The 23,634-nt window shown below is 60.2% G+C and carries 24 protein-coding genes; 16 read left to right on the top strand and 8 right to left on the bottom strand.

All coding sequences use genetic code 11. From position 1 onward, the window contains the following. Positions 1-306 precede the first annotated feature (306 nt). The 7 genes from PMI35_RS03335 to PMI35_RS03365 all read left to right on the top strand — a co-directional run bounded on the left by PMI35_RS03335 (position 307) and on the right by PMI35_RS03365 (position 5,240). On the top strand, positions 307-753 hold the full coding sequence (locus PMI35_RS03335; protein ID WP_008065431.1) for a DUF411 domain-containing protein: 447 nt from the start codon (positions 307-309) through the stop codon (positions 751-753). Continuing rightward, positions 753-1,187 carry a YqaA family protein gene (locus PMI35_RS03340; protein ID WP_086936021.1) on the top strand — a complete coding sequence of 145 codons (435 nt, stop codon included), beginning with the start codon at positions 753-755 and terminating at the stop codon, positions 1,185-1,187. The genes PMI35_RS03335 and PMI35_RS03340 overlap by 1 nt, the downstream gene beginning before the upstream one ends. A gap of 83 nt (positions 1,188-1,270) precedes the next feature. Next, positions 1,271-2,293: an alpha/beta fold hydrolase gene (locus PMI35_RS03345; protein WP_008065429.1), complete on the top strand. Its 1,023-nt coding sequence runs from the start codon at positions 1,271-1,273 to the stop codon at positions 2,291-2,293. A 13-nt stretch (positions 2,294-2,306) separates the two neighbouring features. Beyond that, positions 2,307-3,260: a D-2-hydroxyacid dehydrogenase family protein gene (locus PMI35_RS03350; protein ID WP_008065428.1), complete on the top strand. Its 954-nt coding sequence runs from the start codon at positions 2,307-2,309 to the stop codon at positions 3,258-3,260. Between the two features lie 136 nt (positions 3,261-3,396). Beyond that, positions 3,397-3,930, top strand: coding sequence for a tetratricopeptide repeat protein (locus tag PMI35_RS03355; protein ID WP_008065425.1), 534 nt, complete (start codon positions 3,397-3,399; stop codon positions 3,928-3,930). Positions 3,931-3,996: 66 nt separating this feature from the next. Then, a complete protein-coding gene (locus tag PMI35_RS03360) occupies positions 3,997-4,482 on the top strand; it encodes a sigma-70 family RNA polymerase sigma factor (protein WP_081504868.1) in 486 nt (161 codons plus the stop codon). Next, positions 4,479-5,240, top strand: coding sequence for an anti-sigma factor family protein (locus PMI35_RS03365; RefSeq protein WP_008065421.1), 762 nt, complete (start codon positions 4,479-4,481; stop codon positions 5,238-5,240). The genes PMI35_RS03360 and PMI35_RS03365 overlap by 4 nt, the downstream gene beginning before the upstream one ends. Before the next feature lie 107 nt (positions 5,241-5,347). Here the strand turns inward: PMI35_RS03365 and PMI35_RS35765 are convergent, their stop codons facing one another. The 6 genes from PMI35_RS35765 to PMI35_RS03380 all read right to left on the bottom strand — a co-directional run bounded on the left by PMI35_RS35765 (position 5,348) and on the right by PMI35_RS03380 (position 8,997). After that, on the bottom strand, positions 5,348-5,977 hold the full coding sequence (locus PMI35_RS35765) for a hypothetical protein (protein ID WP_338010045.1): 630 nt from the start codon (positions 5,975-5,977) through the stop codon (positions 5,348-5,350). A gap of 17 nt (positions 5,978-5,994) precedes the next feature. After that, a complete protein-coding gene (locus tag PMI35_RS35760; RefSeq protein ID WP_338010044.1) occupies positions 5,995-6,180 on the bottom strand; it encodes an RHS repeat-associated core domain-containing protein in 186 nt (61 codons plus the stop codon). A 9-nt stretch (positions 6,181-6,189) separates the two neighbouring features. Next, entirely contained in the window at positions 6,190-6,462 is a 273-nt protein-coding gene (locus PMI35_RS35755) for a hypothetical protein (RefSeq protein WP_008065419.1), read from the bottom strand. A gap of 164 nt (positions 6,463-6,626) precedes the next feature. After that, a complete protein-coding gene (locus tag PMI35_RS03370) occupies positions 6,627-6,881 on the bottom strand; it encodes a hypothetical protein (RefSeq protein ID WP_008065418.1) in 255 nt (84 codons plus the stop codon). A gap of 111 nt (positions 6,882-6,992) precedes the next feature. Then, positions 6,993-8,291 (bottom strand): ATP-binding protein, encoded by a 1,299-nt coding sequence (locus tag PMI35_RS03375; RefSeq protein ID WP_008065416.1) that lies wholly within the window; start codon positions 8,289-8,291, stop codon positions 6,993-6,995. Between the two features lie 4 nt (positions 8,292-8,295). Further along, a complete protein-coding gene (locus PMI35_RS03380; protein WP_008065414.1) occupies positions 8,296-8,997 on the bottom strand; it encodes a response regulator transcription factor in 702 nt (233 codons plus the stop codon). Positions 8,998-9,288: 291 nt separating this feature from the next. Here PMI35_RS03380 and PMI35_RS03385 point away from each other — a divergent pair, with 291 nt between their 5' ends. From PMI35_RS03385 to PMI35_RS03395, 3 genes are all read left to right on the top strand, one after another. After that, entirely contained in the window at positions 9,289-10,446 is a 1,158-nt protein-coding gene (locus PMI35_RS03385) for an efflux RND transporter periplasmic adaptor subunit (protein WP_008065413.1), read from the top strand. A gap of 15 nt (positions 10,447-10,461) precedes the next feature. After that, complete coding sequence (locus tag PMI35_RS03390) at positions 10,462-13,560, top strand: efflux RND transporter permease subunit (protein ID WP_008065412.1); 3,099 nt, start codon at positions 10,462-10,464, stop codon at positions 13,558-13,560. A gap of 98 nt (positions 13,561-13,658) precedes the next feature. Beyond that, positions 13,659-14,300 (top strand): DUF1345 domain-containing protein, encoded by a 642-nt coding sequence (locus PMI35_RS03395; RefSeq protein WP_008065410.1) that lies wholly within the window; start codon positions 13,659-13,661, stop codon positions 14,298-14,300. Here PMI35_RS03395 and PMI35_RS0133095 read toward each other — a convergent pair. Beyond that, a complete protein-coding gene (locus PMI35_RS0133095) occupies positions 14,289-16,013 on the bottom strand; it encodes a fibronectin type III domain-containing protein (RefSeq protein ID WP_008065408.1) in 1,725 nt (574 codons plus the stop codon). The genes PMI35_RS03395 and PMI35_RS0133095 overlap by 12 nt on opposite strands. Positions 16,014-16,270: 257 nt before the next feature. Here PMI35_RS0133095 and PMI35_RS03400 point away from each other — a divergent pair, with 257 nt between their 5' ends. From PMI35_RS03400 to PMI35_RS03420, 5 genes are all read left to right on the top strand, one after another. Beyond that, positions 16,271-17,296: a LacI family DNA-binding transcriptional regulator gene (locus PMI35_RS03400; RefSeq protein WP_008065406.1), complete on the top strand. Its 1,026-nt coding sequence runs from the start codon at positions 16,271-16,273 to the stop codon at positions 17,294-17,296. Positions 17,297-17,463: 167 nt separating this feature from the next. Then, positions 17,464-18,246: a sugar phosphate isomerase/epimerase family protein gene (locus PMI35_RS03405; RefSeq protein WP_008065397.1), complete on the top strand. Its 783-nt coding sequence runs from the start codon at positions 17,464-17,466 to the stop codon at positions 18,244-18,246. Beyond that, the gene (locus PMI35_RS03410; protein ID WP_008065396.1) at positions 18,239-19,264 is read left to right on the top strand and encodes a sugar kinase; all 1,026 of its coding nucleotides are present in this window, start codon (positions 18,239-18,241) and stop codon (positions 19,262-19,264) included. Before PMI35_RS03405 ends, PMI35_RS03410 begins: the two co-directional genes overlap by 8 nt. 67 nt (positions 19,265-19,331) lie before the next feature. After that, positions 19,332-20,627 (top strand): MFS transporter, encoded by a 1,296-nt coding sequence (locus PMI35_RS03415; protein WP_008065395.1) that lies wholly within the window; start codon positions 19,332-19,334, stop codon positions 20,625-20,627. A gap of 14 nt (positions 20,628-20,641) precedes the next feature. Further along, entirely contained in the window at positions 20,642-21,619 is a 978-nt protein-coding gene (locus tag PMI35_RS03420) for a 2-hydroxyacid dehydrogenase (protein ID WP_008065394.1), read from the top strand. A 127-nt stretch (positions 21,620-21,746) separates the two neighbouring features. On the opposite strand, the gene PMI35_RS03425 is transcribed toward PMI35_RS03420, so the two are convergent. Further along, entirely contained in the window at positions 21,747-22,934 is a 1,188-nt protein-coding gene (locus PMI35_RS03425; protein WP_008065393.1) for a pyridoxal phosphate-dependent aminotransferase, read from the bottom strand. A gap of 343 nt (positions 22,935-23,277) precedes the next feature. On the opposite strand from PMI35_RS03425, the gene PMI35_RS03430 reads away from it, so the two are divergent. Beyond that, positions 23,278-23,562: a helix-turn-helix transcriptional regulator gene (locus PMI35_RS03430; protein WP_008065392.1), complete on the top strand. Its 285-nt coding sequence runs from the start codon at positions 23,278-23,280 to the stop codon at positions 23,560-23,562. The last annotated feature ends 72 nt before the right edge of the window (positions 23,563-23,634 follow it).

Genomic DNA, 23,634 nt, shown 5'->3' with positions numbered 1-23,634 from the left:
AACGATAACGCGCCCTGTCTGGATGAACGCGTTGCCTGGAAGTCCATCGCCAGCAGGCTGGCTCCCACAGGGGAATGTGGACAGACCTGCAATCAGGTCGGCTGGGCAACGGATATGTACTCCAACAACAAATAACAAGCCGCCAACCTGACAAACTCGTCATCTTCCCCTCATCCACCTGACAGCCTTGCTCTACGATAATAAGGCCAAGCAACTCGGTAGCACTTCGAAACACACTCGGAACGCCTACCCGCAAAAAACCTTCAAAATATAATCTTTTGCCCGCAACCCGAGACCCCTTCCCTCATGCGAACCCCTTTACGTCTGGCTGCCTTGGGCGCCCTGTTCATTTCCTCCCTGGCCCAGGCCGCCGACCTGATCCCGATCGAAGTCCACCGGGATGCCAATTGCGGTTGCTGCAAGAAATGGATCAGCCACCTCGAAGCCAATGGTTTCAAGGTAGAAGACCACGTCGAAAGCAACATGAGCGAGTTCAAGCAACAACACGGCGTACCGCCGCGCCTGGCGTCGTGCCACACCGGCTTGATCAACGGCAAATTCGTCGAAGGCCATGTGCCGGCCGATCAGGTGCTGGCCCTGAGCAAGCGCGATGACCTGCTGGGCGTTGCCGCCCCCGGCATGCCAATGGGCTCGCCGGGCATGGAAATGGACGGCATGAGCGATGCCTATCAAGTGATCGGCCTGAAAAAGGACGGCACCGATGTGGTGGTGGCGGACTACCCCGCCCATTGATTTTCACGGCCTGCTTCGGCTTGTTCCTGGCTGCATTCGGTGCAGCGACTTTGCTGCCGCTGCAGTCCGAAGCGGTGCTGGTTGGCCTGATCCTCAGTGATCGGTACTGGTTGTGGTTGCTGCTGGCCGTTGCCACCCTGGGCAATGTCCTCGGCTCAGTGGTGAACTGGTGGCTGGGGCGCGCCATCGAACGCTTCCAGGACCGGCGCTGGTTTCCGGTCAGCGCCAAACACCTGGAACACGCCCGTCGTCACTATCAACGTTACGGCCACTGGTCGTTGCTGCTCAGCTGGCTCCCGGTGATCGGTGACCCACTGACCCTGGTGGCCGGCGTCATGCGTGAATCGCTGGGGCGCTTCCTGCTGATCGTGACCCTGGCCAAGGGCGCCCGTTATGGCGCACTCGCCTTGGCCACCCTGGGGTGGATGGGTTGAACCAAGTGCCGCGGCGATTGCCTGTTTAATGTCGCCCTAATCGTGTCGATCCAGTATCGGCGGATTTTCAACGGAGTTCATCCATGCCCCCTACCCGCTCAAGCTGGCTGTCCGGCCTGCTGCTGACCGCCGCCCTGCCCGCCATCGCTGCCGAAGGCCCGGCCTACGGCCCGGAACTGCAAGGGTTCGAATACCCCTACACCGTCAAGCATTTTGCGTTCCAGTCCCAGGGCAAATCCCTGCAAATGGGCTACATGGACGTGGCGGCCCATGGCAAGGCCAACGGCCGCAGCGTGGTGCTGATGCACGGCAAGAACTTCTGCGGCGCCACCTGGGAGACTTCGATCAAGGCCCTGAGCGATGCCGGCTACCGGGTCATTGCACCGGACCAGATCGGTTTCTGTACGTCCAGCAAACCGGACAATTATCAGTACACGTTCCAGCAACTGGCGAGCAACACCCAGCAACTGCTCAAGGCCCTGGGCATCCAGAAAGCCACCTTGCTCGGGCATTCCACCGGCGGCATGCTCGCCACTCGTTACGCACTGCAATATCCCGAGCAGGTCGAACAGCTGGCGCTGGTCAATCCCATCGGCCTGGAAGACTGGAAAGCCCTCGGCGTGCCTTATCGCACGGTGGACCAATGGTATGAGCGCGAACTGAAAGTGAACGCCCAAGGCATCCACGACTACCAGCGCAGCACCTACTATGATGGCCGCTGGAAACCTGAGTTCGACCGCTGGGTCGACATGTACGCGGGCATGGCCAAGGGCCCTGGCAAAACCCAGGTGGCTTGGAACTCGGCGCTGATCTACGACATGATCTTCACCCAGCCGGTGTACTACGAGTTCAAGGACCTGAAGGTGCCGACCCTGCTGCTGATCGGCACCGCCGACACCACGGCCATCAACAAGGACATTGCGCCGCCTGAAGTGAAGGCAAAAATCGGTCATTACGATGTGCTCGGCAAGCAGGTGGCGAAACTGATTCCCCAATCGACCCTGGTCGAATTCCCCGGCATGGGCCACGCGCCGCAGATGGAAGAACCGGCGCAGTTTCACAAGGCTTTGCTTGGCTGGCTGGACAACACCAACCCCGTTCCTTGATGAGGTAAGGCTGATGGCGCTACAGATTGCAGTGATTGATGATTGGCAGGACGTGGCCCGAGGCGTCGTGGACTGGTCGGCGCTGGAGTCCATCGGTGAGGTCGCGTTCATCCACGACTACCCCGCCGACAACGCGACCCTGGCCGATCGCCTGGGCAGGTTCGAGGTGATCTGTGTGATGCGCGAGCGCACGCGGTTCGACGACGACCTGCTGCGCCGCCTGCCGAAACTCAAGCTGCTGGTCACCGGCGGCATGCGCAATGCCGCCCTCGACCTCAAGACTGCCGCAGCGCTGGGCATTCAAGTCTGTGGCACCGACAGTTACAAGCATGCCGCGCCGGAGCTGACCTGGGCACTGATCATGGCCGCGACCCGCAACCTTGTGGTCGAAGCCAATGCGTTGCGCGCCGGGAAGTGGCAGCAAAGCCTGGGTGGCGACCTGCACGGCAAGACCCTGGCGATCCTGGGACTGGGCAGCATTGGCCAACGGGTCGCCCGCTTCGGTCAGGCCTTCGGCATGCGGGTCATAGCCTGGAGCGAAAACCTCACCGCCGAACGCGCTGCCGAGTTCGACGTGACCTATGTCGGCAAACAGGAATTGTTCGAGCAGGCCGACGTGTTGTCGGTGCACCTGGTACTCAGTGAGCGCAGCCGTGGCCTGGTGGACACCCAGGCGCTGGCATGGATGAAACCCACGGCGCTGCTGGTCAACACCGCACGCGGGCCGATTGTCGATGAGGCGGCGCTGATCAAGGCCCTGCAGAAACAACGCCTGGGTGGTGTGGCGCTGGACGTGTTCGAGCAGGAGCCCTTGCCCGAACATCATCCGTTCAGAACCCTGGACAACGTGCTGGCAACGCCCCATGTCGGGTACGTCAGCCAGCAAAATTACCATCTATTCTTTGCGCAAATGATCGAGGACATTCAAGCCTGGTCGGCGGGAACACCGATTCGCCTCTTGAGCTGATAGCGCCCGGCGGCTGGGGTTTTTCTTGCAAAAAACGCTGCAAAAAATGAATAAATGTTCAGGCTGCGGTGTTTATGTTTCGGTTGAAGGGTCATCAGCCCTTCTCAACATTTTCGGTCCGTTCGGAGCATTGCCCATGAATCGCCGTCTCTCGATCGTTACTGCACCGCTGGTGCTCGCCGTCGCACTGTCCAGCTCCCTGGCATGGGCCAACGGCGAGGAAGATACCCCCGCCAAACCGCAGTGCCCTCGAGGGCAGGTGTTCGACAGCAAAGCACAACGGTGCGTCAAGCAAACCAGCATGCTCTTGCCGGACGCCGACCGCACCGATTACGCCTATCAGCTGGCCAAGGATGGGCGTTACGAAGAAGCCCTGGCCCTGCTCGATACGCTCATGCAGCCCAACACCGCCAAGGCCCTGAACTATCGCGGCTACGCCACGCGTAAACTGGGGCGCACCGATGAAGGCATCGGTTATTACCTGCAAGCGGTCAAACTCGACCCGCAGTATGCGCTGGTGCGCGAATACCTCGGCGAAGCCTATGTGATCAAAGGCCGGCTGGACCTCGCCCGGGAACAGTTGCAGCAGATACAATCGATCTGCGGCAATACCACCTGCGAGCAGTACCAGGACCTGGCCGAAGCCATCAACGCGTCATCGAACACCTGACAACCCGATTGGAGGGAGGTCGCTATCGCCAGCGATCAGGAAATTAGGGCAGAACTGGGGCAGCATCTGGCGCGCCTGTGGCGCTATGGCCTGCTGTTGTCCCGACAACGGCATGTGGCCGAGGACCTGGTGCAGGCCACCTGTGTGCGGGCGCTCGAACGCGGCGGGCAGTTCGAATCGGGCACGCGCATGGACCGTTGGCTGATGAGCATTCTGCATTCGATCTGGATCAATGAAGTGCGCACCCGCCGAGTGCACCAGGGCCAGGGCGTGGTGGATGCCGATCAAGCCTTGTCGTTCGATGGCGAACAGGCTGCACAGACCCATGTGCGCGCCGCACAGGTGATCCGACGGGTAGAGGCGTTGCCCGAGGCCCAGCGCGAAACGGTGTTTCTGGCCTACGTCGAAGGTTTGTCCTACCGCGAAGTGGCCGATGTCCTGCAAGTCCCCATCGGCACCGTGATGAGCCGACTGGCCGCCGCCCGGCTGAAACTGGCCGAGTATCCGCCGTTGCACACGGTGCCGAACCCTTCCACCGGAGAACGTCGATGAACGCGAAACTGTCGGATGAGCAACTGGTGGCCTACCTGGACAACCAGCTCGATGCCGAACAACGCACCCGCATCGACGCCGCCATTGCCGAAGACCCGATGCTCGGCCTGCGCCTGCAATGGCTGGACCGCAGCAGCATGCCATTCAAATCGGCTTACGACGAAGTGACTCGACAAGCCCCGGTCGAGCGCCTGCAAGCCATGCTCGACACCTTGCCCGCCCCTGCACGCCCGGGGCTGAGTCGGCGCTGGTTCCTCGCGGCCGCCGCCGGATTGCTGGCCGGCGGTGTGCTGGCGGACCGTTTGTTCCTCGGTTGGCAAACCAGCCAGCAAACGCACAACTGGCGCGGCCTGGTCGCCGACTACATGGTGCTTTACGTACCGGAAACCCTCGACCATCTGCCCAGTGACGAAGCGACGCAACTGGCGCAGTTGCGCACCATCGATGCACGCCTGGGTCTCAATCTTGCGCCGGCAAAACTGGCGTTGCCCCGCGCCCAGTTCAAACGCGCACAAATCCTTGAGTACGACGGCGTGGCCATCGCCCAGATCACCTACCTGGATCCGGTTCACGGCCCGATGGCGTTGTGCGTCACGCGCTCCAACAGCGGCAGTCGGCATTTCGCCAAGGAGCGACGGCACGGGATGAACATCGTGTATTGGGCGGATATGGAACATGCCTGGATGCTGATCGGGCGTAATCCAGCGGTGGATCTTGAGGAGATGGCCACGCAGTTGCGTATCCGACTAAGCGTGTAAAAGTAATGTGATAACCCATTCGAATTTTGACCATCAGGCTTGACCAACCACCGCTCCGTGCTGGGAGCAGTCGTTACGAGGAAGGTACGATGTATGAGTAAGCAGAGTTACTTTCCACCTCTGATTTTCGCGATATTAGAAGGTATAAAGATTTCTCTTTGTAGTAGAAAATCCGGAATAGGCTCGTTTGCCTGCCTGTAGATTTCAAACTGCCTATGCCGATCCAGCATTAATGGACCTTGTCTTTTTGGGTGCCCAAAATTGTGAACCCTGGAGAGTACTGGATGCGGATATTGGCCTTCTGAGATCAACCGCGAATACTCATTAGCTCTCTGGGGTAAAACCCCATTCAGATTTCCAGCAACACCCTCACTAATGATTTTGTACTCCGAAAGATGATCTCGCATGTCAGTAGCACCGAGGTGGAATTCCATATTGGCCAGCCCAGTTTTTCGATTCCAAATTTGCACCGAATTAGCCATGGGGCCATTGTGCAAAGCTTCTATCTGCTTTCCTGGCATCGCACCCAACACTCTTTCTACTTCGGTCATCGCCATATCGTTAAGCGAAAGTGAGCTCGATTTACTTTTTACGTAATCAGCGACATTAAACTCGTTATAAAACAATGGATTACTCTTCACTCCAACCGATTTATCACCTCTAAACATTGAAGCAATACGAGCAAAAAAACCTGGTTTATGACCGCTTGAGTCTCCCAGATTAATCGGATCGCCCAAACAATACGCATACGGATTTAACCCCCCCTTCCAAATGGACTCCAACTGTCCGGACTGTTGAAGCGCATCAGCACAGGATTGAATGCGCGATAACCGTTGCCCAACAGATAATGACCGGTCAATGGATCAGGGCGCTCACCATTGAACGCTAGCAGGATGCCAGCGCCACTTTCGCCATGATGACCATAAGGTGTGTATGCCAACTGATGTCGTTACTCATCTTTCAGTGCCTGTAAAATCGAGCGTTGTAAATCGCTACCCAACAGTGTAGTTTCAACTTTTCCATCCTTGCGTAGTTGCTGCGCCAACAACTGCTCGCCCTGTTGGACAATAGAACGTCGAACCTGGCCTTGAATTTCTGTGACCAGTCGGTTTTTGCAGTAAAAGCGCTGAAGTAGTTCATCCAATACAGGTGCGTAGCCGACCAAGCGACTCAGTGGGTCATAGAGGTAGCGGCACTTTATTTTTTCGTGTTCGACGGGCATTTTTCTGTCCCTCAAAAGCTGATGGTTCGATATTTAGCCTGCAATACTTTGGGTGCCTTTCCTCCTATCAAATCTGATAGTACCGGTTGGCTTCAGAAATCATGGCTTAATGGCACCAACTGTCAGGAATCATTCGTGATCGAGTTTGACGGTTCGCCGCAAGGTCAAAACCTCACCAGATCCTGCGCTCGTGTAACCGCCCCCACCGGCCCCTTCAGCAAGGTGTATTGCACCTTGTCACCCACGTGAAAATAGTCGCTGCCATCCGCCATGAGATTGAGCCCGATCCGAATGGCCAGCCGGGAGCAGCCCTCATCAGGCAGGACCATGGCGAACTGGATCGACGTTGCGTCGACCCAGACTTTCCTGATGGCGTTGATCGTGCCAATGCCCGTTCTTTTTATTGTCGGTCCCTGCATCACTCGCCTCCAGTCCTTGGTGTTTGGCGCGACAACCTGACTGCGATGGGACCATGAAACGCCGAATTGGCATGCCTGGCTACTGTCAGGTTTGACAGGTGTGACGCGGTTTCAAACCGGCGCCGGCAACCACAACCGAAACCGCGCCCCGCCCAACGGCGATGCTTGCACGGTCAACGTGCCACCCTGGGCCTCTAGCGCCCGACGACTGATCGCCAGCCCCAGGCCAAACCCGCCAGTCGCCCGGTCCCGGCTGCGGTCGAGTCGGTAGAACGGCTCGAAAATCCGCTCGCGCTCGTCATCGGGAATACCGATCCCGTCATCGTCCACCCAGATCTCACAGCCTTTGGCGCACACCTGTACGCCGACCTGAATGCGTTTTTCGCAGTAGCGCATGGCGTTGCGCAGCAGGTTTTGCAGGGCGCGGGCGGTCAGGCGCGGGTCGAGGCTGAAGCGCTCGAGCTGGCCGTGCAGCAACACGTCGATGACGATGTCCGGCGATTGTTCTTCATCGACGCTGCCCAGGATGCTGTCGATGAACTCATCCAGCGACACCTCGATGGGTTCGGGCAGCCGCGCCGGGTTTTGCAGGCGGCTGTAGGAGAGCAATTCCAGCACCAGTTCGTCGAGTTCTCGAATGTGATCGACCAGCCCTTGCAAGCGTTCGCGGCTGGCGGCGGGCAAATCATCCGACAGCGCCAGGGCCAGGCCAAAATCCAGACGGGTCAATGGCGTGCGCAATTCGTGGGACACCGCGTTGAGCAGGTCCCGCTGCTGATTCAGCAGGTTTTCGATGTCGCCAGCCATGGTGTCGAAGACGTTGGCCAGGCTGCCGATATTGGAGCTGGCGGCAATCTGCGTGCGCTCGCCCAGGTGCCCCTTGCCGAAGCGTTCCGCCGCGCTTTTGAGACGTTCCAGGTCACGCCAGTGCGGACGCAGCCACAGCAACAGGCAAGCGAGCATGGTCGCGCCGATCAGCACGTTGATGCTCCAGTACAACAGGCTGACGTCCATCGGGTCCGGCGGCACGACCATTTGCACCACCGTGCGCTCGTCCAACGGTGCCACCGCCAGGGTGCGCCAGCCCCAGTCGCCGATGCGCACGACGTTTTCGCCGCGTTGTAAACGCTGCTGTTCCTCGAGGGAGAACTCGGCATTGTCGTTACCGCTGAGCAGGATGTGCAGCGGATGGAACTCCTTATCCATTTCCGCCGCCAGGGCCGGCCATTGCTCGACCGGGACGGCTTTGAACTGCTTGACCATCAGGGTTTGCAGCCCCCTGGAATAATCAAGGTTGTAGGTAACGAAACGCTCGTGGAAGACCTTGATCACCAGGTCCGGCACCAGGTAGATCGCGGCGCTGAACGAAATGATGGTCACCAGGTACAGGCGAAAGAGGATTCTGAACATCGCTTCAGCATTCCCACTCGGATCGACTGAACAGATACCCCTTGCCCCACACGGTCTTGATCTTGCGGGCCTCGCCGGCATTGTCGTCGAATTTGCGCCGCAGCTTGGAGATGGCCACGTCCACCGAGCGGTCGGTACCGTTGAACTCGATGCCGCGCAGGCGTTGCAGGATCTGGTCGCGGCTCAACACTTCGCCAGCATGCCGGGCCAGCACCACCAGCAGGTTGTACTCGCCGCTGGACATCTCCACCGCTTGCCCGCGCCAGGTCACCGTGCGCTCGGACAGGTCGATGCACAGGTTGCCAATGAGGATGCGGTCATTGGCCGCCAATGGCTCGGCGAGGCTGCTGCGCCGCAGCAAGGTGCGCACCCGGGCCAGCAGCACCCGGGGTTCGCAGGGTTTGGTGACGTAGTCGTCGGCGCCCATTTCCAGGCCCAGCACCTGGTCGTGACTGTCGTCGCGGGCGGTGAGCATGAGGATCGGCAAGGTCGCCGAATCGGCGCGTAGCAAACGGCAGACTTGCAGGCCATCGAGGCCGGGCAGCATCAAGTCGAGGATCACCAGATCCGGCGGCGTGAGCCGTGCGCGTTCGCGCACCTGGTCGCCTCGGGTGATCACGTTGACGGAGTAACCGTTGCGTTCCAGGTAGCTGGCGATCAGCTCGGCGAGTGCGGTGTCGTCTTCGACCAGGAGGATGTTGGGCATGGGGTGTTTCCAGAAATGCTGTGGCGCCAGTCAGGCCCTCATCGCGGGCAAGCCCGCTCCCACAGTGATTGATGGTGTACACATAATTTGTGTTCACATCGGACCCTGTGGGAGCGGGCTTGCCCGCGAAGGCGACCTGACAGGCGCAATAAAATTCAAGGCCTCAAGGATATACGCCCCGGCACACACCTGAGCAAAACCCTTACACAATTTCACACAGCACTAACAAAGCTTCACCGCTACCATCGCCCCCGCCCAGTAGGATGCTGGGGGTCACTATTGGGGTCATTCATGTCAAAGAATCCGCTTGCCAGGCTCAGCCTGATAGCACTGGCGTTGGCGCTGGGCGCGTGCGACAAGTCCTCGATCGCCGAAGAGCAGCCGCCGTTAGCCAGCGTTCGCATCGAAACCATCGAAACCCGCGCACTGTCGATCAGCAGCGAACTGACCGGGCGCATTGCCGCCCCGCGCATGGCCGAGGTGCGCGCCCGGGTCGCAGGCGTGGTGCTGCAGCGGGCCTTTCGCGAAGGCAGTGACGTGAAAAAGGGCGAGGTACTGTTCCGTATCGATCCAGCGCCGTTCAAAGCTGATCTCGATAGCGCCGAAGCGGTACTGCGCAAGGCTGAGGCCAACGCGTTCCAGGCCAGACTGCAGGAGCAGCGTTACGCCCAGTTGATCGATGACAAGGCCATCAGCGGCCAGGACTATGACAACGCACGGGCCAGCGCCCGGCAAACCGCCGCCGAGGTGGCCGCCAGCAAAGCAGCGGTTGAACGCGCGCGGCTGAACCTCGGTTACGCCACCGTCACCGCGCCGATTTCCGGACGCATCGGCCGCGCGCTGGTCACCGAAGGCGCGCTGGTCGGGCAGAACGAAAACACGCCCCTGGCACTGATCCAGCAACTCGATCCGATCCACGCCGACCTGACCCAGTCGACCCGCGAACTCAACGACCTGCGCCGGGCCTTGCGCTCCGGCCAGTTGCAGCAAGTGGGTCAAGGACAGGCCAAGGCCACCCTGATCGAGGACGACGGCAGTCTCTACCCGCTGCCCGGCAAGCTGCTGTTCACCGACATCACCGTCGACCCGGGCACCGGCCAGGTCATCCTGCGCAGTGAATTCCCCAACCCGGACCTCGACCTGCTGCCTGGCAGCTTTGTGCGCGTGCGCCTGGAGCAAGCGGTCAACCAGCAAGGCATCAGCGTGCCGCAGCGGGCCATCCAGCGTGACAGCGCCGGCATCGCCCAGGTGCTGCTGCTCGATGCAGAGCAGCGCGTCAGCCAGCAGCCGGTCGAACTGGGGCCGGTGCAGAACGACCGTTGGGTCGTCACCGGCGGGCTGAAACCCGGCGATCGCATCGTCATCGAAGGACTGCAACACGCCCGTCCCGGCGAAAAAGTGCAGATCGACGACACCCCTCTCCCCCTTGCCCAGGTTTCTGGCCAGTAAGCAGGACGCTTGTTTATGCCGCAGTTCTTTATCGATCGCCCGGTGTTTGCCTGGGTGGTTGCCCTGTTCATCCTGCTGGCCGGCGCCCTGGCCATCCCGCAGTTGCCGGTGGCGCAATACCCCAACGTGGCGCCGCCGCAAGTGGAAATCTATGCCGTGTACCCCGGCGCCTCGGCGCAGACCATCGACGAGAGCGTGGTCAGCCTGATCGAAGAGGAGCTCAACGGCGCTGACAACCTGTTGTATTTCGAGTCCCAGAGCAGCCTGGGCAGCGCGACGATCAAGGCCACTTTCCAGCCGGGCACCAACCCGGAACTGGCCCAGGTCGATGTGCAGAACCGCCTGAAAGTGGTGGAGTCGCGCCTGCCCCAAGCGGTGAACCAGCAGGGCTTGCAGGTGGAAAAAGTCTCCTCCGGCTTCCTGCTGCTGATCACCCTGACGTCCAGCGACGGCAAGCTCGACGAGACCGCGCTCAGCGATTACCTGGCGCGCAACGTGATGAACGAGATCAAGCGCCTGGACGGCGTCGGCAAGGCCCAGCTGTACGGCGCCGAACGGGCCATGCGCATCTGGATCGACCCGCGCAAGCTGATCGGTTTCAACCTGACGCCGGCCGACGTCAACGCAGCCATCGCCGCGCAGAACGCCCAGGTCTCGGCCGGCAGCATCGGCGACCTGCCGACCCGTGGCACCCAGGAAATGACCGCGACCATTCTGGTCAAGGGCCAACTGTCGACCCCGGAAGAATTCGCCGACATCGTGCTCAAGGCCAATCCCGACGGTTCCACCGTACGCATCGCCGATGTGGCGCGGGTGGAGATCGGCAGCCAGGAATACCAGTTCGGCACGCGCCTGAACGGCAAACCCTCGACCGCCGTCAGCGTGCAACTGGCGCCGAGCGCCAACGCCCTGAACACCGCGACCCTGGTGCGGGCGAAGATGGATGAGCTGGCGCGTTACTTCCCGGCCGGCGTCGAATACAAGATTCCCTACGACACCTCGCCCTTCGTCAAGGTCTCGATCACCAAGGTGGTCTACACCCTGGTCGAAGCCATGGCGCTGGTGTTCGCGGTGATGTTCCTGTTCCTGCAGAACATCCGCTACACGCTGATTCCGACCCTGGTGGTGCCGGTCGCGCTGATGGGCACCTTTGCCACCATGTTGGCCCTGGGTTACTCGATCAACGTACTGACGATGTTCGGCATGGTCCTGGCGATCGGCATCCTGGTGGATGACGCGATCGTGGTGGTGGAAAACGTCGAGCGGATCATGGTCACCGAAGGCCTGTCGCCCAAAGAGGCGACGCGCAAGGCGATGCAGCAGATCACCGGGGCAATCATCGGCATCACCCTGGTGCTGGTGGCGGTGTTCATTCCCATGGCGTTCATGCAGGGCTCGGTCGGGGTGATCTACCGGCAGTTTTCCCTGTCGATGGCCACCTCGATCCTGTTCTCGGCCTTCCTCGCCCTGACCTTGACCCCGGCCCTGTGTGCGACCTTGCTCAAGCCGATCGCCAAGGGCGAGCATCATGAAAAACGCGGTTTCTTCGGTTGGTTCAATCGCAGTTTTGAACGACTGACCGCGCGTTATCAATCCTGGGTCGCCTATGCGCTCAAACGCACGGGTCGCTACCTGTTGATCTATGGCGTGCTGCTGATCGGCCTGGGGATTTGCTTCGTTCGCCTGCCCTCCTCGTTCCTGCCGGTGGAAGACCAGGGCTACACCATCACCGACGTGCAACTGCCGCCGGGTGCCAGCAAGAACCGCACGGTGGCGGTGGTCGAGCAGATCGAGGCGCATAACGCCGGGGAGCCGGGGGTTGGCGACAGCACGGTGATCCTCGGCTTCAGTTTCTCCGGCAGCGGACAGAACGCGGCGTTGGCATTTACCACGTTGAAAGACTGGTCCGAGCGTGGCAGCGACGACTCGGCCAGCTCGATTGCCGACCGTGCCAACATCGCCCTCAGTCAGATCAAGGATGCCGTGGCGTTCTCGGTGCTGCCCCCTCCGGTGGACGGCCTGGGCACCTCCAGCGGCTTCGAGTTTCGCCTGCAGGATCGCGGCGGCCTCGGCCATGCCACGCTGATGCAGGCGCGCACCGAATTGCTGGAGGCGGCCGAGAAAAGTCCGATCCTGATGAACGTGCGCGAAAGCGCCCTGGCCGAAGCGCCGCAGGTGCAATTGATCGTCGACCGCAAGCAGGCCAACGCCTTGGGCGTGTCGTTCGCCGAGATCAGCAACGTGCTGTCCACCGCCGTCGGCTCAACCTACGTCAACGACTTCCCCAATCAGGGGCGGATGCAGCGGGTCGTGGTCCAGGCCGAAGGCGACCAGCGCAGCCAGGTGGCCGACCTGCTGAAAATGCACGTGCGCAACAACGCTGGAAAAATGGTGCCGTTGTCGGCCTTCGTCCAGGCCAGATGGACCCAGGGCCCGGCGCAGCTGACCCGCTACAACGGCTACCCGGCGATCAGCATTTCCGGGGAACCGAAACCTGGGCATAGCACCGGCGAGGCCATGGCCGAAATCGAACGGCTGGTTGCGCTGGGGCCGATGGGACTGGGCCAGGAATGGACCGGACTGTCCTTGCAGGAACGGCTGTCCGGCAGCCAGGCACCGATACTCTTGGGTTTGTCGTTGCTGATCGTGTTCCTGTGCCTGGCGGCGCTTTACGAGAGCTGGTCGATCCCGACTTCGGTGCTGTTGGTGGTGCCGCTCGGCGTGCTCGGCGCGGTATTGGCCGTGACGTTGCGCGGGATGCCCAACGACGTGTTCTTCAAGGTCGGGCTGATCACCATCATCGGCCTGTCGGCAAAAAATGCGATCCTGATCATCGAGTTCGCCAAGAGCCTGTACGACGAAGGCCACGACCTGATCGACGCCACCCTGCAAGCGGCGCGCCTGCGATTGCGGCCGATCGTGATGACGTCCCTGGCGTTCATCCTCGGCGTGGTGCCGCTGGCGATCGCGACCGCCGCAAGCTCGGCAAGCCAGCAGGCCATCGGCACCGGTGTAATCGGCGGGATGATCACCGCGACCCTGGCGGTGATATTCGTGCCGGTATTTTTTGTGGTGGTGATGAAGCTCGTCCGCAAACACCATAAAGATCGATAACCGACACCACAAACCCATGTGGGAGCGATCCCGGATTGTGGTCACACCTGACGGCGTTAGGCTAAGGTGCTTTCAACGCACTGACTCATCGAGCCTCCATGCCCTACCTCACCCACACCCACCCTCGCCTGTCCGCCGCCACCACCCTTGGCGTCGCGGCAGGCATCCTGGCCCCCTCCGACTCGATCATCGGCAAAATCCTCATCGGCTGGAACGTCGGGGTCTGGACCTATCTGCTGCTGATGTTCTGGCTCACCGTGCGCTCCAAGGCAACCGATGTGAAACGCATCGCCGAGATCGAAGACGAAAACGCCGGGCTGGTGCTGTTGGTGGTGTGCATCGCGGCGATTGCCAGCCTGGCGACCATCGCCTTCGAGCTGGCGGGCAGCAAAGACCTGGAAACCACCCGCAAGCTGCTGCACTACGGCTTCACGGCGTTCACTGTCATTGGGTCATGGTTGCTGATCGGGGTGATTTTCAGCGTGCACTATGCGCGACTGTTTTACACCTGGGAAGGCAAGGAACCGGCACTGCGTTTTGCCGATGGCTTGACGACCCCCAATTACTGGGACTTTCTGTACTTCTCGTTCACCATCAGCGTGGCGGTACAGACCTCGGATGTCGGTGTAGCAACCCGTGATTTGCGCAAGACCGTACTGGCACAGTCGTTGATCGGTTTTCTGTTCAATACGGCGATTCTCGGGTTTTCCATCAACATTGCCGCGGGACTATTTGGATGACGGCAGCGCTGTTGCGTGGTTAAAGCCAAGTTCGGTCGGCACGTTCGTTAACTCGCCTTCAACGATAACGTTGACAGTCACTGTCTCGGAGACGTTTGCCAACGGATCCATGGCGCATACCTCAAAGGTATACATGCCGGGCAGAAGATTAACGGCTGTGTAGGTATTAAGCGTCGTGCTATCAAAGTACTCACGATTGTTATAGACAACGTATTCAAGTACATCGGTTTCATCTTCTGCAGCGTCCCAGCCCAATGTGACCGAATCGGCGCTCGAATCAATGCATCTTAAATTTTCCGGACGGCTGGGTGGCGTCACGTCCTTTTGCTCATGATAAATAGTTGTTGGCTCTGACATCTTCCCTACTGAATCATAAGCAAATATTTCAATAACATATTCAGTGCCCGGAATCAGATTCCGTAGCAACGCAGAATTACTCACCATCGTCGTTTCGTAATGACTGCCGTCAAGCATGATCATTACCCCAACCGGCGGTAAGCTGCCACCCTCGTCAAGTGACCACTCCAGTCTGGCTGTCGTGGGTGTCAGGGCGGTAATGGCGGCTACCGGCGAAGGTAAAGGGTCATCCTCCGGCCCTGAGTGTCTAAACACAGTTCGCTCGCTGGGTATGGAAAGGTTCCCGTCCTTATCTTCCGCCCGTATATAGACACACTTGTATTTGCTGGGGCCTGTTCGAAGAATGCAATGGGTATTCACGGTAGTAAAAACACGTATACCGTTGAGCACTACCCTGTACCCGGTAACACCCGTATTGTCGCTTGCTGGCGCCCAAGTCAACTGTGCTGAGTCATGAGTAATATCACTAACAACAGGCTTTCCAGGTTGGGTGGGCGATACGAGGTCATCCAAGGTGGTCGTAAACGTCGTTATTTCGGAGACTTGCAAACCCAGTTTAGCCAGGATCGTAAAGTGGAAGTGGTGCGGCGCTAGCCCAGGAGACAGCTCGGCAAGACTAAAGCTATAACCCAGAGGCCCGGCGGTGAAGGGCTTCCCGTTAACTGTCCCCTCATGAGTGGGTAAACTCGCAAAACCAGGATCCCAGGTCAGTCTGCAGGTTCCAGCATTGTGCCGCAGCCTCAGATTGGCCGGGGCACGCAGCAAGGTCCTGAAAGTGGCCCACGCGGGATCGGACACACCTTGCTCGTTGATTGCGCAGATCTGCACTAAAAAACCGAAACTTGATTTCAAAAAACTCAAGTTGAAACGAGTCTCTTTTGTCAGGCCAACCAGAAACCCATTCAGATAAATTCCATAACGTTTGATCTCGCCACTGTCGGTCGACGGTGTCCAGGACAATGTCGCGGATGAATACGTGATATTGCTCAGCTGTGGAGTGCCGGGCTTGTTGGGTCTGGTCTTGCAAAAATGACAGACGCTGGGCGTCGATACATTATCCCCTCCCGCTTTAGCGGTAACGTAGACCAGATACTCGATATGTGTTTGCAAACCCGTTATTTCACAAGGCGGTCGAACCACATGTTGTGTAGTAATGCCTTCGCCGTAGACATCATAGCCAATGGCATCTGGGCATATACTGCACGTCGCGTAGGGTTCGTCCCAAGTCAACTCGGCGGTGTTGGGTGGTTTGCGCTGTGCTCGTATATTACCGGGGGCGCAAATTCGCACCTCAGAGTTGGATACGGAATTAAACGGCTTTTCGGTCGGGCTGCCGGGGGGGTCGTAACTGCTCAAGGTGCATCTCCTCGCGCAAGTGATTCAATACAGTAAAACTGATACCTGTCGTGCGCACCACTATCAGACCTGATAGTGGTGCGGTTGGTTTGTCTGTGGTAAAGCCCATTGCACAACATCGCTTTGCCGCCGCCGGTCGGTATGAATCGATTCCGGGAGAAATCGGTACTTGACGGCACATTTGCTTTTGGTGTCTCCTGAAACCGGTTTCAGCGCCATGCGCCAGCCATATAAATCCAATAACAAGGTTTCAGACCGTGAACGATTTCTCCGCCGCCCAGCGCAGCCGCGTGACCATGCTCGACGTGGCCGAACATGCCAAGGTCTCCAAGGCCAGCGTGTCACGGTTCATTGGCGAAGACCGCGCCCTGCTTTCCGATGCCATCGCCCAGCGCATCGAACAGGCCATTGCCGAACTGGGCTACCGCCCGAACCAGATGGCCCGCGGCTTGAAACGCGGGCGCACGCGCCTGATTGGCATGCTGGTGGCTGATATCCGCAACCCCTATTCGATTGCCGTGATGCATGGCGTGGAAACCGCCTGCCGTCAGCACGGCTACAGCCTGGTGGTGTGCAACACCGACCGCGATGACGAGCAGGAACGCCAGCACCTGGCCCTGCTGCGCTCCTACAACATCGAAGGCCTGATCGTGAACACCCTCGGCCATCACCGCGACGAATTGCATGAGCTGCATCGGGAAATGCCCCTGGTGCTGGTGGATCGCAAGGTCCAGCACCTTGAGAGCGACATGGTCGGGCTGGACAATCCGGCAGCCGTCGACATGGCCCTCGCCCATCTTGAAGAACGCGGGTACCGCGACGTGATGCTGGTGACCGAGCCTTTTGACGGCACCAGTTCGCGGATCGAACGGGTCAGCAGCTTCAAGGCGCGGATCGAGCAGCGACCCGCACTTCGCGGGGCAATTACAGAAACCGGCAGCGAGCTGACGGCGAATCTGAAAACCTTCCTCGACACACCTGGCCCAGGCCTCAAAGCGTTGTTTTGCGCAAACGGGATTGCGGCGTTGGCCAGCACCCATTCATTGCGAGAGCTTGGCTGCAACCTGTTCGAGGACGTGGGCCTGATTGCCCTGGACGACCTGGATTGGTACCCGTTGGTGGGTAGTGGCATTACCGCCCTGGCACAGCCGACCACCGAGATGGGCGCCAGCGCGTTTGAGTGTTTGCTCAGGCGTTTGCGTGGCGAAGATGGCCCGGTACGGACGCTGGATTTTGCCGCGCGTTTGATTGTGCGGGGGTCGACCCTTGGAGATCTTCGGTGATTGTTCCGGCCTCATCGCGGGCAAGCCCGCTCCCACAGTGTTAAATGTCGTACAAAACTGTGTGTACACCTGGGATTCCTGTGGGAGCGGGCTTGCCCGCGATGGGGCCAGCAGGATCAACTATTTTTTTGAACAAAAATGAAACCGGTTTCAGAGGTAAAAAAACAATGAATAGACCCGCCGTTTCCATCAGCCTCTCCAGCTATGGCGCCGACCTTGTCCGCCAACGCGGTCAAGGAAGCTTCATCCAAATCCTGGCTCTCGCCGGCGCCACGCGCATCGAATGGCGCGAAGAATTACTGACCGGTGAAAACCCGGCGCAACTGGCCGAAGCGACGCGCGCCGAAGGCCTGGAAAGCGTGTATTCCTCACCCATGGAGCTGTGGCTGGCCGGTCAGTCCAAACCCAACCCCGAATTGATTACTGCCCTGCAACGGGCCCAAGCTTTCGGCGCCAGATGGTTGAAAGTGTCGCTCGGCTATTTCACCGACAACAACGATCTGCAAACCCTCGCCCGGGTATTGAGCGAAAGTGCCGTGCAGTTGCTGGTGGAAAACGACCAGACCCTGCACGGCGGTCGCATCGAACCTTTCAAGCGTTTTTTCGATGAAGTCGAGCAGCACACCCTGCCGATCAAGATGACCTTCGACATCGGCAACTGGCACTGGCAGGACCAGTCGCCTGCCAGCGCTGCGCGATTGCTCGGACGCCATGTGGGTTATGTGCACTGCAAGGCGGTGACCCGTCGTGCCGACGGCAAGCTGGTTGCCATCCCGCCCGCCGCCAGCGATTTGCAACAGTGGGAAGAACTGCTGCGGCACATGGCCCAAGGCGTCATGCGCGCGGCGGAATACCCGTTGCAAGGCGATGACCTGGTGCAGTTGACCCGCGAACACGTCGCCGCCCTCGCCCACCTGGGCCAATCGCAGCGGGAGAACGCCCATGTCTGAGATCGATATTCTGTCGTTCGGCGAAACCATGGCAATGTTCGTTGCCGAACAGGCCGGCGATCTGTCCAGTGTCAGCGCTTTCCACAAGCGCATAGCGGGGGCCGACAGCAATGTCGCCATTGGCTTGTCGCGCCTCGGGTTCAAGGTGGCCTGGTTGAGTCGGGTGGGTGCCGATTCCCTGGGCCGGTTTGTCATCGACACGCTGGAAAAGGAAGGCCTGGATTGCCGCCACGTCGACATAGACCCTGCCCACCCCACCGGTTTCCAGCTCAAATCCCGCACCGACGATGGCAGCGACCCCGCCGTCGAGTACTTCCGTCGCGGTTCGGCGGCCAGCCACCTGTCGCCGCACTCGATCGTGCCCCAATTGCTCAAGGCCCGGCACCTGCACGCCACCGGCATTCCTCCAGCCCTGTCGGAAACCGCGCGGCAGATGTCGTTCGAGTTGATGACCCGCATGCGCGAGGCCGGGCGCAGCGTGTCGTTCGATCCGAACCTGCGCCCCAGCCTGTGGGCCAGCCAGCAAAAGATGATCAGCGAAATCAACCGCCTGGCCGCCCTCGCCCATTGGGTGTTGCCGGGGCTGAGTGAGGGGCGTTTGCTCACCGGTTTCGAAGACCCGGCCGACATTGCCCAGTTTTACCTCGACCAGGGCGCCGAGGCCGTGGCGATCAAACTCGGCCCGCATGGCGCTTACTACCGCACGCACCTGGATGCCGGCTTTGTCGACGGCGTGCCGGTGAAAACCGTGGTCGATACCGTCGGTGCCGGTGATGGCTTTGCCGTCGGCATGATCAGCGCCCTGCTCGAAAACCACAGCTTTGCCGAGGCCGTGAAGCGCGCCAACTGGATTGGCAGCCGGGCGGTACAGAGTCGTGGGGATATGGAGGGGTTGCCGACCCGATCCGAAATGTCCATGGAGTTCGAGGCCGCCATCGCGAGCAGGCTCGCTCCCACACGGGATCGGGTTCCAACACAAATCCCCTGTGGGAGCGAGCCTGCTCGCGATGAGGCCTGACCATTCACTGAAGATTTCTAATCTCGTTACCTGCTGCGACAAAAACAACAAGCTCAGGAGCACCACCATGAAAACCGCAACGCTCGCCACCCGCCGCTGGTGGTACATCATGCCCATCGTGTTCATCACCTACAGCCTGGCGTATCTGGATCGCGCCAACTACGGGTTCGCCGCCGCCTCCGGCATGGCGGCGGACCTGATGATCACTCCGGGCCTGTCGTCGATGCTCGGCGCACTGTTCTTCCTCGGCTACTTTTTCTTCCAGGTGCCGGGGGCGATCTACGCGCAGAAACACAGCGTGAAGAAGCTGATTTTCGTCAGCCTGATCCTCTGGGGCAGCCTCGCGACCCTCACCGGGATCGTCTCCAATGCCTACTGGCTGATCGTCATCCGCTTCATGCTCGGCGTGGTCGAGGCCGCAGTGATGCCGGCGATGCTGATCTACCTGTGCCACTGGTTCACCCGCGCCGAACGCTCGCGGGCCAACACCTTCCTGATCCTCGGCAACCCGGTGACCATGCTGTGGATGTCGGTGGTCTCGGGGTACCTGGTGCAGCATTACAGCTGGCGCTGGATGTTCATCGTCGAAGGTCTGCCGGCGGTGCTCTGGGCCTTCATCTGGTGGCGTCTGGCCGATGATCGTCCGTCCCAGGCCAAGTGGCTCAACGACCAGGAAAAGCAGGACCTGGAAAGCGCCCTGGCCGCCGAACAGGTCGGCATCAAGGCGGTGAAGAACTACGCCGAAGCCTTCCGCTCGCCCAAGGTCATCATCCTGGCCCTGCAGTTTTTCTGCTGGAGCATCGGCGTCTACGGCTTCGTGCTGTGGCTGCCTTCGATCCTCAAGGCCGGTGCGCAGATGGACATGGTGCAGGCGGGCTGGCTGTCGGCGTTGCCTTACCTGGCGGCCGTGATCGGCATGCTGCTGGTGTCCTGGGGCTCGGACAAATTGCAAAAACGCAAACGCTTCGTCTGGCCGCCACTGCTGATCGCCTCGTTCGCGTTCTATGGCTCCTACGCCCTGGGCGCCGAACATTTCTGGTGGTCCTACACCTTGCTGGTGATTGCCGGCGCCTGCATGTACGCACCTTACGGGCCGTTCTTCGCGATCATCCCGGAAATCCTCCCAGCCAACGTGGCAGGCGGCGCGATGGCGCTGATCAACAGCATGGGCGCCCTCGGTTCGTTTGGTGGTTCCTACCTGGTCGGCTACCTGAACAGCTCCACCGGCTCGCCCGGTGCCTCGTACCTGTTGATGAGCGGCGCGCTGATGCTCTCGGTGGTGCTGACGATTTTCCTCAAGCCCGGCGCCAGCGATCGGGAGCGGCCCACGGTCGCATTAACCCGCACCGCTGCGCACTCCTGATTTGGATGACGACAATGAAAAAGCAGGTTGTTCTGTACAAGAAACTCTCGCCGCCGCTGATGGCCCGCTTGCACGAGCAGGCCGAAGTGACCCTGATCGAAAACCTCGATGCCGATGGCCTGGCCCGTTTGCGCGATGCCCTGCCCCGCGCTCATGGCTTGCTTGGCGCCAGCCTGAAGCTGGATGCCGAACTGCTCGACCTGGCGCCCGATCTTGAGGCCATCGCCAGCGTCTCAGTGGGCGTCGACAACTACGACATCGACTACCTGACCGAGCGGCGCATCCTGCTCTGCAACACGCCGGACGTACTCACCGAAACCACCGCCGATACCGGTTTTGCGTTGATTCTTGCGACCGCCCGACGCGTGGTGGAACTGGCGAACATGGTGCGGGCAGGCCAATGGAAGCGTAACCTCGGCCCCGCGCATTTCGGCAGCGACGTGCACGGCAAAACCCTGGGCATCATCGGCATGGGGCGCATCGGCGAGGCACTGGCCCAGCGTGGGCATTTCGGTTTCGGCATGCCGGTGATCTACCACAGCCACTCGCCGAAACCTGCGGTCGAGCAGCGTTTCAATGCACAATACCGCAGCCTGGACGAGCTGTTGCAGCAGGCGGATTTCATCTGCCTGACCTTGCCGCTGACCGCTGAAACCGAAGGGTTGATCGGTGCTGAACAGTTTGCACTGATGCGCCCCGAAACCATCTTCATCAACATCTCCCGGGGCAAGGTGGTGGATGAAGCGGCGTTGATCGAGGCATTGCGTGCAGGGCAGATTCGCGCGGCGGGGCTGGATGTGTTCGAGCGTGAACCGCTGAACCTCGACTCGCCGTTGTTGCAGATGGACAACGTGGTGGCAACGCCGCACATGGGTTCGGCGACCCATGAGACACGGGAGGCGATGGCCAGCTGTGCGGTGGACAATCTGTTGGCGGCGTTGGCGGGTGAGCGGCCGGCTAATCTGGTGAATGTGCGGGCGTGGAAGGCCTAAGAAACTTGTCGGTTGTCAGTCAGTCATCGCGGGCAAGCCCGCTCCCACAGGGGATCTGTGAACACCGCAAATCCAATGTAGGAGCGGGCTTGCCCGCGAAGGGGCCGGTGCGCACAACACAAACCCCTCATGCCCGCCGTGCCTCCAGCAGGTCCATGGCACACAGCGCAATCCGCCGACAGGCATCCGCCAGTTTGCGCTGATCCACCACCAGGCCGATGCGGATATGCCCCGCCGCACTCGGCCCGAACGCTTCACCTGCCAGCACCGACACGCCATACCCCTGCAGCAGCCGCTCGGCGAAATGCTGGGCGGACAACCCGGTCTGGCGCACGTCGGCCATCACGAACATCCCGCCGTCCGGGCGAATGGCCCGGATGCCCGGGCATTGGTTCAGGCTGGTACACACCAGGTCGCGGCGCTGGCGATATTCTTCGCGCATCATTGCCACCTCCGGCAGGTCTTCATCCAGTGCCAGCTGCGCCGCCTTCTGGACGAACTCCGGAATGCCAAACAGCATGCTCAACGAGAGATGCTCCAGATGGTCGTTCAAGAGTTTGGGCCCGATCACCCAACCCACGCGCCAGCCGCTCATGGCGTGGGATTTGGACAGGCTGTCGATGGTCGCGGTGCGCTCGGCCATGCCCGGCAGGCTGGCCGGGCTGATGTGCTCGCCCTCGTACAGCAGATCACCGTAGACCTCGTCGCTGATCAACCACAAGTCGTGGCGCACACACAGCAAGGCCAGCTCCTGCCAGATCATCAGCGACAAACTGGCCCCGGAAGGGTTGTTCGGGCTGTTGAGCAGCAGCGCCCGGGTCCTGGGAGTGATGCGGGCTGCTACATCCGCCGGATCGACCCGAAAGCCGTTCTCCGGACGCACCGGCACCGGCACCACGGTGGCCCCGCACGCACCGAACACGCCTTCATAGGTCACGTACATCGGCTCGGCGACGATCACTTCGTCGCCCGGATCGAGCAGGCATTGCGCGACCGAGTACACCGCGCATTGCGCACCGGGCATCACGATCACATGGTGGGCATCCACCACCTGGCCACTGCGACGCCGATGTCGGCGGGCAATGCTGTCGCGCAACCCCCGACTGCCGCGCACTTGTGAGTAATGGGTGTCGCCCGCCAGCAAACTGTCGATGGCGGCCTGGATGATGGGTCTGGGTGTATCAAAATCAGGGTCGCCGACCGACAGCAGCAGTATGTCGACACCCTGTTCGCGCATTTGCAGAGCGCGGTCATGAATCTGCCAGGCCGCGGCGCCTTCACCGGCGATGCGTTGGGTCAAACCTGAATAGCGCATGTATTTCTCCAATCGCGCGAGTTCCTGAGTCAACCCTATCTCAAATCGCGCCACGCGCCACTGCCGCAATCAAATCGACGAATGGATTAAGCGACGAAATTTCAGCGATTTCTCCTACAAGACTGGGTTCCTTTGCTGACAGCCAATTCACTGGAGTCCGATTAAAGTCCACCACCTGTAATTTGTGACAGGTTCCAAGTGGAGTGATTCGCGCTATAAGGAAACCGAGCCTCCAGCCCTCAAACCAGGTGCCTGAAGGACGGCCGCGCGAACCATGCCATCAAGATGTAGGAAGATTCCGCCGCGCCCACGCCGTCAATGATGATGAATGGGAGATTCAACTATGTACCGTGCCAATACCGTATCGGCTAGTTCAACGCCCGCCCAGGCCAATTTCCAGCCGCAAGAGTGTCCCCTCCCTAAAGCGATCAAGCTGACGGCACGGGAAAAAGAGCTTTTGCAGTGGACAGCCATTGGTAAATCGTCCTGGGAAATCGCGCAGATCTGCCAATGCACCGAGGCGGGTGTGAACTACCACTTTTGCAATATCCGCCGAAAATTCGGCGTCAGGTCGCGCTGGATCGCCATGGTGATGGCGCTGGAACGAGGTCTGATTCAGGCTCCTTGAACCACGTCTCTGCAGCGGTCGACCTGTCATTGACCCCTGTTGAGACTTTTCATGAACCCAGCCCCCGCACCT

This window comes from Pseudomonas sp. GM78, from assembly GCF_000282475.1.
In the GTDB taxonomy this organism is placed as follows: domain Bacteria; phylum Pseudomonadota; class Gammaproteobacteria; order Pseudomonadales; family Pseudomonadaceae; genus Aquipseudomonas.
This window is presented reverse-complemented; position numbering and strand designations above follow the sequence as displayed.